The 11,951-nt window shown below is 51.2% G+C and carries 10 protein-coding genes; 4 read left to right on the top strand and 6 right to left on the bottom strand.

Going from position 1 to position 11,951, the window contains the following annotated elements; all coding sequences use genetic code 11:
* Positions 1 to 64 precede the first annotated feature (64 nt).
* Entirely contained in the window at positions 65 to 1,198 is a 1,134-nt protein-coding gene (locus NNX04_RS15950) for a PQQ-dependent sugar dehydrogenase (RefSeq protein ID WP_007638536.1), read from the bottom strand.
* A gap of 191 nt (positions 1,199 to 1,389) precedes the next feature.
* Between NNX04_RS15950 and pip the strand changes: the two genes are divergently transcribed.
* The 3 genes from pip (at position 1,390) to NNX04_RS15965 (ending at position 3,318) form a co-directional block, all read left to right on the top strand.
* On the top strand, positions 1,390 to 2,361 hold the full coding sequence (gene pip, locus NNX04_RS15955) for a prolyl aminopeptidase (RefSeq protein ID WP_007638533.1): 972 nt from the start codon (positions 1,390 to 1,392) through the stop codon (positions 2,359 to 2,361).
* A 94-nt stretch (positions 2,362 to 2,455) separates the two neighbouring features.
* A complete protein-coding gene (gene dtd, locus NNX04_RS15960; protein ID WP_261946430.1) occupies positions 2,456 to 2,896 on the top strand; it encodes a D-aminoacyl-tRNA deacylase in 441 nt (146 codons plus the stop codon).
* A 53-nt stretch (positions 2,897 to 2,949) separates the two neighbouring features.
* Positions 2,950 to 3,318, top strand: a complete 369-nt coding sequence (locus tag NNX04_RS15965; RefSeq protein ID WP_261946431.1) for a ribonuclease E inhibitor RraB — start codon at positions 2,950 to 2,952, stop codon at positions 3,316 to 3,318.
* A gap of 15 nt (positions 3,319 to 3,333) precedes the next feature.
* Here NNX04_RS15965 and NNX04_RS15970 read toward each other — a convergent pair whose 3' ends face one another.
* The 5 genes from NNX04_RS15970 to ubiE form a co-directional block, all read right to left on the bottom strand.
* On the bottom strand, positions 3,334 to 6,102 hold the full coding sequence (locus NNX04_RS15970) for an ATP-binding protein (protein ID WP_261946432.1): 2,769 nt from the start codon (positions 6,100 to 6,102) through the stop codon (positions 3,334 to 3,336).
* A gap of 27 nt (positions 6,103 to 6,129) precedes the next feature.
* Positions 6,130 to 7,968 carry a putative bifunctional diguanylate cyclase/phosphodiesterase gene (locus NNX04_RS15975; RefSeq protein WP_261946433.1) on the bottom strand — a complete coding sequence of 613 codons (1,839 nt, stop codon included), beginning with the start codon at positions 7,966 to 7,968 and terminating at the stop codon, positions 6,130 to 6,132.
* A gap of 203 nt (positions 7,969 to 8,171) precedes the next feature.
* Positions 8,172 to 9,830 (bottom strand): ubiquinone biosynthesis regulatory protein kinase UbiB, encoded by a 1,659-nt coding sequence (ubiB, locus tag NNX04_RS15980; protein ID WP_261946434.1) that lies wholly within the window; start codon positions 9,828 to 9,830, stop codon positions 8,172 to 8,174.
* Positions 9,827 to 10,444: a ubiquinone biosynthesis accessory factor UbiJ gene (locus tag NNX04_RS15985; protein ID WP_261946435.1), complete on the bottom strand. Its 618-nt coding sequence runs from the start codon at positions 10,442 to 10,444 to the stop codon at positions 9,827 to 9,829. The genes ubiB and NNX04_RS15985 overlap by 4 nt, the downstream gene beginning before the upstream one ends.
* Positions 10,444 to 11,193, bottom strand: coding sequence for a bifunctional demethylmenaquinone methyltransferase/2-methoxy-6-polyprenyl-1,4-benzoquinol methylase UbiE (gene ubiE, locus NNX04_RS15990; protein WP_007638521.1), 750 nt, complete (start codon positions 11,191 to 11,193; stop codon positions 10,444 to 10,446). The genes NNX04_RS15985 and ubiE overlap by 1 nt, the downstream gene beginning before the upstream one ends.
* A gap of 206 nt (positions 11,194 to 11,399) precedes the next feature.
* Here ubiE and NNX04_RS15995 point away from each other — a divergent pair, with 206 nt between their 5' ends.
* Positions 11,400 to 11,900: a helicase gene (locus NNX04_RS15995; RefSeq protein ID WP_261946436.1), complete on the top strand. Its 501-nt coding sequence runs from the start codon at positions 11,400 to 11,402 to the stop codon at positions 11,898 to 11,900.
* The last annotated feature ends 51 nt before the right edge of the window (positions 11,901 to 11,951 follow it).

Consider the following 11,951-nt stretch of genomic DNA (forward strand, 5'->3'; position numbering starts at 1 on the left):
CGCCAATAAAAACTCCCGCCGTAGCGGGAGTTCAGCATAACTTTTTCAGGTTAAGGCGTAAAAATTATTTGGGTGATAGTTGATAAATTTTTGCTTTGCTCTCATCGCTCACCAGATAAATCAAACCATCTGGCCCCTGCACTACCGAGCGGAAGCGTGCGCCCAGTTCTTTTTTCAGCAGGCGCTCCTCTTTGGTGATTTTGTCGCCTTCCAGTGTCAAACGCACCAGAGTTTGTTCGCGCAAGCTGGCGAGTAAAATATTGTTTTTCCACTGTGGAAATTTATCGCCGGTGTAAAAAATAAAACCGGCTGTTGCGATAGAAGGAACCCATTTATAAACCGGTTGCTCCATGCCCGCTTTGTGAGTGCCTTCGCCAATTTTGCCGCCGCCGTAATTTTCACCGTAGGTGATTACCGGCCAACCGTAATTTTTGGTCGCTTCATCAATATTTAATTCATCGCCGCCTTGCGGGCCATGTTCACCGGTCCAGAGCTTTTGGGTGAGCGGGTTAATCGCGGCGCCTTGCACATTGCGGTGGCCGTAAGACCAAATCTCGGGCAGTGCCCCGGCAGTTTTTACATAGGGGTTATCGGCTGGTACTGTGCCGTCGGCATTAATGCGCACGACTTTGCCCTGATGGTTATCCAGGGTTTGGGCTTTGTCTTTTTGGCTGTAGCGATCGCCCAGGGTGATAAACAAGGTGCCATCCGGCGCCCACACCAAGCGCGAACCGAAATGCGCGCTGGAATCAATTTTAGGTTGTTGGCTAAATACCCGGGTGACGTTTTCGAGTTTGTCGCCCGCGAGTGTTGCATAGCTCACTGCGGTGCTATTGCCACCGGTACCCGGCTCGGAATAACTGAAATAGATGCGTTTGCTGGCGGCAAAATCTGGTGCCAATATCACATCCAGTAAACCGCCTTGGCCTTGGGCGTAAATGTCCGGCAAGCCAGCGAGCGGCGCACCTACTTTGCCATCGGCGCCGACAATGCGCATCCGCCCGGCGCGCTCGGTGACTAACATGCGGCCGTCGGGCAGGAACGCCATGCCCCATACGTTTTGCAAGCCTTCTGCGATGGTTTTTACTTGAATCGCCCCGGTTTCGGTTTTTACGTCCAGAGTTTTGGCATCCACCATGGGGGTAGCGATCAGGCAAGCCAGTAAACCGAGTTTGCGCAGGGGGGTAAATAATGTCATAGCAGTCTCCTCAATCAATTTGACTCAGGGTAACAAGCGGGGTGATGGGCAGCAAATAAAGCTTTGTTAAGCGATTTTGGCGGATGCTTGCACAGAGAAAAGATTCGGGTTTAACAGGGGGATGTGCTACCTTTATGACAATCTAATCCCGGTGTTGTAGACCCGAACACTGACCCGAACAAGGCGAGTTTATGCAGATTTTTTATCCCGAGATCAAACCCTACCAACGTCACCAGATCGCTGTAGAAGCCCCCCACGAATTGTATGTCGATGAATCCGGCAACCCCGATGGCATCCCCGTATTGTTTGTACACGGTGGCCCCGGTGCGGGTTGTGGTAAATACGACCGCCGCTTTTTTGATCCGGAAGTCTATCGCATCGTTTTGTTTGATCAGCGCGGCGCTGGCCGTTCGCGCCCCCACGCGGAATTGGAAAATAACACCACACAAAAATTGGTGGAGGATATTGAAGTCATTCGCACCACGCTCGGTATTGATAAGTGGGTGCTGTTTGGCGGTTCCTGGGGTTCAACCCTGAGTCTGGTTTACGCACAAACTTATCCCGAGCGAGTATTGGGGTTAATTTTGCGCGGGATTTTTCTCTGCCGCCGCACCGATCTGCTCTGGTTCTATCAAGAGGGCGCAAGCCGTTTATTCCCCGACTTTTGGGATGACTTTGTCGCACAAATTCCTGAAGCAGAGCGCGGCGATATGATCGCCGCTTACTATCGCCAACTGATTGGTGAAAACCAGATCCAACAAATGTCTGCCGCCAAAACCTGGGCTGGCTGGGAGGGGCGCACGGCGACACTCAAACCCTGTCAGGATGTGGTGGACTCCTTTACCGAACCCCATCGCGCGTTGTCGCTCGCGCGTATTGAAGCGCATTATTTTATGAATAATGCGTTTTTGGAGGAGAACCAAATTCTGCGCGACGCCCATAAACTTGCCGGTATTCCCGGCATGATTGTGCACGGTCGCTACGATGTGATTTGCCCGCTCGACAACGCCTACGCGCTGCACAAAGCCTGGCCGGGTTCCGAGTTGCAAATTATCCGCGAAGCGGGCCACGCCTCGCGGGAGCCAGGAATTGTGGACGCCCTGATACGCGCGACCGATGATCTCGCCAAAAAAATTCTGCATACCAGCGATCGCCTTGCCTGATGCCCCGAGTGTTTCGGCGTACAGCTAACGGAGCCTGATGGCTCCGTTGTTTTTAGCAAGGCAAAAATTTATTCAGGTGATACACGGAAACTACATGTTAGGGTTATTGCAAAGGGTTAGCGAAGCGTCAGTCACTGTCGATAACACAGTGGTCGGTGAAATTGGTCAGGGTATTTTGCTGTTGCTCGGCATTCAAAAAAACGATACGCCGGAGACAGCCAATAAACTTATCGACAAAATCCTCGCCTACCGGATCTTCGCCGATGAAAACAACAAAATGAATTGTAATCTGCAGCAAGTGGCGGGCGGTATTTTAGTGGTATCGCAATTTACCCTTGCAGCCGATACCAACAAGGGGCTGCGCCCCAGTTTTTCCTCTGCCGCACCACCGGCTGCAGCGCAGGAACTTTATGATTATTTTGTCGCACAGTTGCGCAGTAAACACTCTTCAGTCGCCACGGGTATTTTTGCGGCCGATATGAAAGTCGCATTAATTAACGATGGGCCAGTAACTTTTTTGCTTGAAATGGAATAACCCCTTATCTGCCCGATCTTATGGGCAGTGATTATTTATGTTTACCGGAGAACATGATGAACTTCCCGAATGATGACGATGGCGGTCTGTTACAAATGCTGCACGAACACGGCATTGATTTAACCCAGGCGATGGATTTGGAATTTGGTGTGCATTGCCCCGATGAGGCCACTGCGCTGAAAATAGAGCAGGTGCTACAAACGGCTGGCTACAAAGCCCATGCGCTTTATGATGAGGGCGATTTGGAAGAGGGCGAAGCCATGACTACGGAGAATGAGGAGTCCTGGCCTTTCTGGGCGGTGGTGGCGTTTATCACTATGGTGCCGGAATACCATGAAATACAGCGGATTCAGGCACATTTGAATGAACTGGCAGGCCCGCTGGGCGGTGAATCCGACGGTTGGGGCGCGGTGATTGAATAAACAAAAGTGGATATGTTAATTCTCTTCTGCCAGCGCATTTAGCCACTCGCTAACCAGCGCTTCCACCCGTTCCAAATCGTATTGCCGCAGTGCCGTTAACAATTGTTGATGGCGCTGTTTACCTAGTTGTTCAGCGGTTAACTCTGCCATCATTTTTTTACAATTGCCCATATCGCCACTGGCGGCGGCGGCGACAAATTCATTCAGCAAAAGTTTGATTGGCTGTAAATCGGGTTGCTGCAGCAATTCAACGGCGGGGTTGGGCACGGACTTTTCATGGTGATTATCACCATCAAAATGTGCGCGGGTGAAATGGCGCAAGGCATTATAAATATCGTCAAACGCGTAGGGTTTGCCAATAAATTCCTGAAACCCTTGGGCTAAATAATAACTGCGCTCATGCTCAAGGCTGGAGGCCGAGACCGCCACAATCGGCGTTGTTTGGTAATTAGCGCGCGCGCGCAATTGGCGAAACATTTCCAAACCATTGATACCGGGCATACGAATGTCAGTAAAAACAATATCGAAGTTGTGCGCGTGACACATAGCCAAACCTTCGCGGCCATCGTGTGCTGCGTAAGTGTCACAGCCAATTTGCTGTAATAAATCCACTAAAATTTCACAGCTGGCAAAATCATCTTCTACCACCAGTGCTTTGACCTGGCAGCCCTCGGCCATCCGTGTTACGCGGGTATTGGTATCGCGCGGGTCGAGTAAAATATTTTCGCTCACCAGTGGCAAGCGCAGATGCGCGAGTGTGCCCTGACCCAAGACACTGGAGAGCTGCAAGCTACCGCCCATGCCTTCAGCCAAATGGCGCGAGAGTGTCAAACCTAATCCGGTACCGCCCACGTCCTCACCGGCTTGCCCTTGTTTAAACGCGGCAAATAGTTCGGCCAGTTCATCCTCTGAAATTCCCGGCCCGGTATCGCCAATCACAAATTCCACTTCACCCTGCAAATTGGCAACGTACAAACTGACGCTGCCTTGCGGAGTAAACTTAATGGCATTGCCCAACAGGTTTAATAATATTTGCCCAATTTTTTGGCGATCACCTTTCACAATATAGGGACTGGGTAAATCTACCTGGGTGATAAGTTGCAACCCTTTGGTGTCGGCGCGCTCCGCCATAATGGTTTGAATGTCCGCCACTTCCTGATGCAAATCAAAATATTCTTTGCGCAAGTTGAGCACGCCAGATTCAATTTTGGATAAATCCAATACATCGTTGATCAATCCCAGCAAGCGCTGGCTGGACACCAAAATTAATTGCAACCGCTCGCGCTGGGTGCCGGTAATTTTTTCATCGCGCATTAATAATTGCGTATAACCCAACACGGCATTTAACGGCGTGCGAATTTCATGGCTCATATTGGCAAGGAAACGGCTTTTGGCGCGTGTGGCTTCTTCGGCGGCCTCCTTGGCGTAAGAGAGCTGGCGCTCAGCATTTTTTTGCGCGGAAATATCGCGCCCGATGCCCAAAATTCCCACCACCTCACCCGTGTCATCGCGCAGCGATACTTTGATCGTGTCGAGTAAATATTGCTGCTCAGGGCTGATGGTAATCAATTGTTCATAGCGATGCGCGGCGTCGCTATTGAGTGTGGCCTGGTCATTTTGTTGAAACAAGGCAGCGAGTTCCGCACTCACCAATTGCTCTTCGCTTTTGCCAATAATATCTGCCTCGGTTAATTCCAGCATCGCGGCAAAGGCTTTGTTGCAGCTGATATAAACCCCCTGCAGATTTTTGAACCACACCGGGTCGGGAATATTATCGAGCAGGCTGCGCAAATGTTGTTCCCGTGCGCGCAGGGCCTGTTGCGATTCCTGCAGTTGTTCCTGTGCTTGCTGGCGCTGTACGACTTCGTTTAACAGCCAATCATTGGCTTTGCGCAGCGCCTGGGTGTGGGAGAGAATTTCCTCTTCCAATTTGCGTTGGTTTTGATTGAGTAATTCATCGTGCTGTTGGCGCGTGCGAATATACGCTGACAACAAACCAATTAACGTCAGGCCGATAGCGAGTGCGGAAAATTGCAACCAACTGGGTTGATACCAGGGCGCTTCATCCAATTTTGCAGCCAAGGTCATGGCACTGGCTGCATGGGCGAGCCGCTGCGCTTCAGAATGTTGGATATAACCGAGAGCTGAGACTAAAAAAAATACTAAACCCACTCCCACACACAGCAATAAAAATGCTTGGGCGTGAGTGTTGTGGCGCACGCGGGGAATGAGCACCCAGGCAAACAGCGCGGTGAAGGTCAGCATGCCAATACTGTCACCCATCCACCAAAATGCCCAAGCCTTGCCCAACTCCACATCAGGTATCAAACCAAGGTAAGAAAAAGTAGCAATACCCACGGAGGGGGCGATTAAGGCACAACCAAATACGCTACTGATAAAACCCAGTGTGCGCGGTAAATTCACCAACAGATTTCGGCTTAAAATTCCCTGATTAATACGCGCAATAATAATGGCTTGCAGCAACATGGCGGTGCTGACTAATCCGCCTGCGAGTAGTGTGGTGAAGCTAATACCAAACGCGGGATAAAGATGAATGCTGAAGTTGGTGGCAAAAGCACCCACCAATAAACCCGGTGCGATGCGCAAACCAAATAATAAAAGGCCAAACAGTGCAAACCCGGCAGCAGGCCAAATTAAAGAAACCTGCGCCGTGAGTGAACTCCAGGCGGAACCACATTGCGCCAGAAAAAAATACCCTACTGCAAACATCAGGTTTAATACTGGCAATTTCGCCAGGAGATAGATTTTTTTGCGCTTGCTCATCACCACTGGCGAGTTTCCTTATTGTTATTAACTGCCCTGCTGCACTTTATTTAGCAACAGGGTTTCCAGCGCCTGATAGTTTAATGCCTGTGGGCGATGATGATGGTAGCCCTGACCCCAGCGCACACCCAGAGCGTAGAGCTTTTGCGCAACTTCCTCGGTTTCAACAAATTCGGCAGTGACTTCTTTATTGAGTGAAGCCGCCATTTCCACAATGGATTTCACCATCGCATAGTGCGATGCGTCGCTATCCATATCGCGCACAAAAATACCGTCAATTTTTATTTTGTCGAACGAGAGTTGATGCAAGTAAGCGTAGGAGGCAAAACCACTGCCGAAATCATCCAGCGCAAAGTGACAGCCAAATTCACGCAATTGCTGCATAAAGTGACGAGCGGAATCGACGTTTACAATTGCCTGGGTTTCCGTAATTTCAAAGCAGAATTTTTGCGGCGGTAAATTAAATTGGCGGAAGCTATTGATGATGGATTGGGCGAATTGGGTTTCGCGAATCGAGAAGGCCGAAATATTAATGGACACCATATCCATTTGTTCCAGTAACTCGCGGTGCTGGGTAAAAAATGACAGGGTGGCGTTGAGCATCCACTTGTCCAGTTCCGGAATTAAATGCAAGCGCTCGGCGGGTCCGATAAATTCACCCGGTGAGATCATGCGTTGATGTTCCGCATCCCACAGGCGCATTAATACTTCCAGGCGATACTGCGGCGCATCTTCTTTCCGCGTGGCGGGAAAATATTCGATCATCTGGAAATAAGCGCGGAAGGATTGGTTGTGAATGGCATCCACCAGGCGCGAGGCCCAGTTGATATTTTCCTTGTGCAGGCTGCTGCGTTTGGCCGCATCTTCATAACTGTAAATGCCGCCGCGCACTTCCTGCTTGGCCACAAAAATCACTTCATCGGCGGCGAGCATCACCTGATCGTAACTCACCATGGTGCGGGTGAGCGGCACCGTCGCAATAGAGGCCGCTAATTTGAATTGGCGATCTTCCCACTGGAAATTAAAATCTTGCAGGTGCGTCAAAATAGATTGCGCCAGCGCGTAGCCTTTGTCGCCCTCATCGCAATAAGTCACCACCGCAAAACGGTCACCACCGAGGCGGGCAAAAAAATCATTGCGTGTTAATAAGCCGCTGATGGTATCGGCAAATTGACGCAGCAATTCATCGCCGGCAATACAACCACAGCTTTCATTAATCAAGCGGAAGCGGTCGATATCGATCATTAAAAACGACGCGTCCACGTCCTGCACTTGAATACGGGCGAGTAATTCGGAGACAAAGGATTCAAGGGCGTTGCGGTTGTGGAGGCGGGTAACAAAATCGTGGGTGGCGAGGTAATTAAGGCGGTCTTGCATATAGCGACGCTCATTAATTTCTTCGCGCAATTGGCGATTGGCAATGGTGAGTTCGGAGGTGCGCTCACGCACTTTGGTTTCCAGCTCGCGATTAAAGGATTTTAATTCGGCGAGCATTGCCTGCCGTTCCAATTGGTGACGCACGCGGGCGCGCACTTCGTCGGCATTAATCGGTTTGGTAATGTAGTCGGCGCCGCCTACGCGAAACCCTTGGCTGATATCGTCAGTGCGCGCGGTGACAAAAATAATCGGAATTTCCGTGGTGCTAAGGTCGCCTTTCAGGCGGGTGCAAACATCAAAACCATTGATGTCGGGCATCATCACATCGAGCAGGATTAAATCGGGCAGGCGACGAGTTGCCAACTCCAATGCGCGCTCCCCGGAGGTGGCAACAATCAGCTGGCAATCCAAATCCTCCAGAATGCCGCTCAGCACATCCAGATTCTCCGGGGTATCATCCACTAACAGAATACGCGTCGTACTCGACATAACAATGAAATCCTTCGCTGTCGCTATTATTGATATTTGATAATAACAGAAGGAATCAGAATAGCTACGCGGTGATTATGAAGTTTTGTTTAGCATTCAGGCTGTAGCGCAGAAGGATGTTATATAGGCGCAAATACTTGTATGCGTACAACCATACTTGCACACATAGGTAGGCTGCCATCACTGGTTCGATGAGTTTGTTATTACTTTTTAAACCAGAGGGCCACCAAACCAATCGCCACCAGCGCGATGCTCGCCGCCGACAAATCCGTCACCAGCCAATCCCTTAATACCGCTGAGCCTTGGGTGTCCTGGTAGAGGAAATAACCTGCCGCTCCAAAAGCTACTAGCGCAATTAGTTTACGGCGGCCGCGATGCTGTTGCATATTACGGCGGCTTACATCGCGTTCCAGTGCATCCAGCTTTTGGCTGATGAGTGGCAACTGTTGCAGGCTGTTGAAAATCAGATCCGGCACCTGCGGGAATTTTTCCATCCACTCGGGTGCGTAGCGTTTGAGTTCACCCCAGAGTGATTTGGGATGGAAACGGTTTTTCAGCCAGCGCTCCAAAAACGGATGGGCCGTTGCCCATAAATCCAGATCGGGATACAACTGACGACCAAGACCTTCAATATTCAGCAGGGTTTTTTGCAGCAGCACTAATTGCGGTTGCACTTCCATATCAAAACGGCGCGCCGTGCGGAATAAACTCAGCAGTACATTGGCGAAGGAAATTTCTTTCAGTGGTTTTTCAAAAATGGGTTCGCACACAGTGCGGATCGCCGCTTCCAATTCTTCTACGCGTACCGTCTTGGGCACCCAGCCGCTTTGCACGTGCAGTTCAGCTACTAAACGATAATCGCGGCGGAACATGGCGAGCAGGTTGCGCGCTAAATAATATTGATCCTCGCGCGTAAGCGAGCCGACAATCGCCATGTCCACCGCAATGTATTGCGGCAGCTGCGGGTTTTTAGTGGACACAAAAATATTGCCCGGGTGCATGTCGGCGTGGAAAAAATTGTGCTCGAACACCTGGGTGAAAAAAATCTCCACGCCGCGCTCGGCAAGTTTTTTCATATCGGTATGTTGTGCGGTCAGGGCGTTGATGTCCGTTACTGGAATACCGTAAATGCGCTCCATCACCAACACATTGCTGCGCGTGTAATCCCAATAAATTTCGGGCACATAGAGCAGCGGCGAGTTTAAAAAGTTGCGGCGCAATTGTGAGGCGTTAGCGGCTTCACGCTGTAAATCCAATTCATCAAAAATGGTGGTGCGATAATCCTGCACAATTTCCACCGGGTGCAAACGTTTGCCGTCCAGCGTATTTTTTTCTACCCAGCGGGCGACTAGCAGCAGCAATTCAATATCCTGCTCTATCACCTGTTCAATGCCGGGGCGCACGACTTTGATGACCACTTCGCGGCCATCTTTTAATACCGCCGTATGCACTTGTGCGACGGAAGCTGAGGCCAGCGGTGCTTTGTCATAACTGGCAAAAATGGTATCGACACCGGCGCCGAGTGAAGTTTCAACAATGCGCTGGAATTCGTCGTTGGCGAACGGTGCGACGTTATCCTGCAGGTGATTGAGTTCGAGCACTATATCGCCGGGCACTAAATCCGGCCGTGTTGACAGCAGCTGACCAAATTTTACAAAGATTGGCCCCAAGTCTTCGCAGGCGCGCCGTAAGCATTCACCGCGAGTCAGTTTTTCTCCGCTGGGTGATGTAGGTTGGGGGAAAAATTTGAACAAGAGCAACAGCGTGCGTGCCGCAAACGGCAGGTTAGTTGGCAGCAGTTGATCGAGACGATAGCGGGCAAATACACGCAGGATTTTTAACAGACGAAAAAAAACAATCACGGGTTTGATTTCTCTTTAATGAGTTTTTCCATGCGTGCGGCTGCACGATCTACCGCCAAACGCAAATCATCTACCTGCTGGTAAAAATCTTCCAATTCCGGTTTGGCGGGCAGGGCTTTTAATTCTTCGGTGAGAAATTCACTGGTCAGGCGCTGGGCGCTGGTGGTGCGATCTTTAACCCAGCCGAATTGCGCGCGAATCAGCTGCGCGGTTTGGTGGCCGATAATATCGCCGGTGAATTGGCTGAGCATTTCTTCCCAGTCGATATCGAGGTTTTTCATCAACCGCTGCAGGTCGGCGAGCAGGCTTAAATCGCCCATCACCGTCACACCACTGTCTTTTAAATTGTGGATTTCGGTGTGTGCTAATTGTGCGAGCGCCAGCAGCGAGCCAGTAATACGTGTATCTACATCGCCATCCCAGTTGCCCATCAAGCGCAATTCGTCATCCATCGGCATCATAAATACCGTGATTGCCGGTGTGGTGATTTGCACTGCGAGAATTTTGCCTTCCAGTTGCATCAGCCCAATGCGTGTAGCGGGATCGTAACGCAGTGCGGTGTTAAGCATTTTTTCCGCGCTGGCGAGTGCGGCGGTGCTAAGCATGCCAGCCATTAAGGTTTAATCCCTTTGTGTAGCGCGACTATGCCGCCGGTCATATTGTGGAATTCGGTGCGCACAAAACCGGCGGCATCCATCATGTCTTTCAGGGTTTGTTGATCCGGGTGCATGCGGATGGATTCGGCGAGGTAGCGATAGCTCTCGGCATCGTTAGTCACCAGCTTGCCCATAAACGGCAGCACTTTAAAGGAATAGGTATCGTAAATTTTGCTGAGGATTTCGCTCTGCGGTTTGGAGAATTCCAGCACCAGCAATCGTCCGCCCGGCTTTAATACGCGCAGCATGGAGCGCAAGGCGAGGTCTTTATCGGTGACATTGCGCAGGCCGAAGGCGATGGTAATGCAATCGAAAGTATTATCGGGAAACGGCAGGTACTGCGCATCGCATTGGGCAAAGTTGATGTTGCCGGCGATGCCGCGATCGGTCAGGCGGTCACGACCCACGCCGAGCATGGAGGCGTTGATGTCGGCGAGTATCACCTGCCCATTGGCGCCGACCAGCTTGGCAAATTGATAGCTCAAGTCGCCCGTGCCACCGGCTATATCCAAAACCTTGTGACCGGCGCGCACACCTGAGGCTTCAATAGTGAAACGCTTCCACAAGCGGTGAATGCCGCCGGACATCAAGTCGTTCATCACGTCATATTTGGCGGCGACTGAGTGGAATACCTCGGCGACACGCTCTGCTTTCTCTTCGACAGGAACTTGTTGAAAGCCAAAGTGAGTGGTTTTTTTCTCGTTCATAGCGGGTTCCAAGACTAGGCGCCCAGCGGGCGGGATAGCAGCACTGTGTGGTGGCAGTCTCTGATGACTGGCAGCATTGTACTGGCATTGGGCGTAAGGGGCGAGGCCATATCGCGCGGGAAAAAAGTGATAGTGTTTATCCCCTCAGTGGGTAAAATCGCCCTCCTTAATATTCCGCAACTATTGTCTGGAGTAAGGATTAACCCATGCGTGTGTTTTTGTGTGCCGCATTGCTGCTTGTCACCTGTGGCTCAGGCTTCTCCAATCCGAGCGCGGCTAATAGCCTTAAACCCTTTACCACCGACGGCTGTTCCCTGTGGCTCGATGGTACCCCCGAGCAGCCCAATTTGTGGCGCCACTGCTGCGTCGCCCATGACTTGGCCTATTGGCAAGGCGGCACCAAAGAGCAGCGAAAACAGGCCGATGTGGATATTCTCGCCTGCGTGAAACTGGCGCAGGGGACGGGCATGGCCAACTATATCTACGGCAATGTGCGCTGGGGTGGCAGCCCCTATTGGATGTCGAACTATCGCTGGGGTTACGGTTGGGATTATCTGGACGGCATGTGGCCGCGCGGCTACAAAGTGCCCACGGCGGAAGAACAGGCGCAGATAGACGCGCAAATGCCCGCTGCACGGGAGGTAATCACCCGCGATGCCGAACTTAATCCCGTCACCGATGATAAACCTGTCACACCTGCACCTTAATCTTTAAGTGCACTGATTGGCGCCGCGACAAATTTATGGGTGTTTGAATCC

Source organism: Cellvibrio sp. QJXJ, from assembly GCF_024452345.1.
Taxonomy (GTDB): domain Bacteria; phylum Pseudomonadota; class Gammaproteobacteria; order Pseudomonadales; family Cellvibrionaceae; genus Cellvibrio.

Bases quoted from the DNA above. Each gene is read 5' to 3' on its own strand.
- NNX04_RS15950 (WP_007638536.1), bottom strand. From the start codon at position 1,198: ATGACATTATTTACCCCCCTGCGCAAACTCGGTTTACTGGCTTGCCTG.
- pip (WP_007638533.1), top strand. From the start codon at position 1,390: ATGCAGATTTTTTATCCCGAGATCAAACCCTACCAACGTCACCAGATC.
- dtd (WP_261946430.1), top strand. From the start codon at position 2,456: ATGTTAGGGTTATTGCAAAGGGTTAGCGAAGCGTCAGTCACTGTCGAT.
- NNX04_RS15965 (WP_261946431.1), top strand. From the start codon at position 2,950: ATGATGAACTTCCCGAATGATGACGATGGCGGTCTGTTACAAATGCTG.
- NNX04_RS15970 (WP_261946432.1), bottom strand. From the start codon at position 6,102: ATGAGCAAGCGCAAAAAAATCTATCTCCTGGCGAAATTGCCAGTATTA.
- NNX04_RS15975 (WP_261946433.1), bottom strand. From the start codon at position 7,968: ATGTCGAGTACGACGCGTATTCTGTTAGTGGATGATACCCCGGAGAAT.
- NNX04_RS15985 (WP_261946435.1), bottom strand. From the start codon at position 10,444: ATGGCTGGCATGCTTAGCACCGCCGCACTCGCCAGCGCGGAAAAAATG.
- ubiE (WP_007638521.1), bottom strand. From the start codon at position 11,193: ATGAACGAGAAAAAAACCACTCACTTTGGCTTTCAACAAGTTCCTGTC.
- NNX04_RS15995 (WP_261946436.1), top strand. From the start codon at position 11,400: ATGCGTGTGTTTTTGTGTGCCGCATTGCTGCTTGTCACCTGTGGCTCA.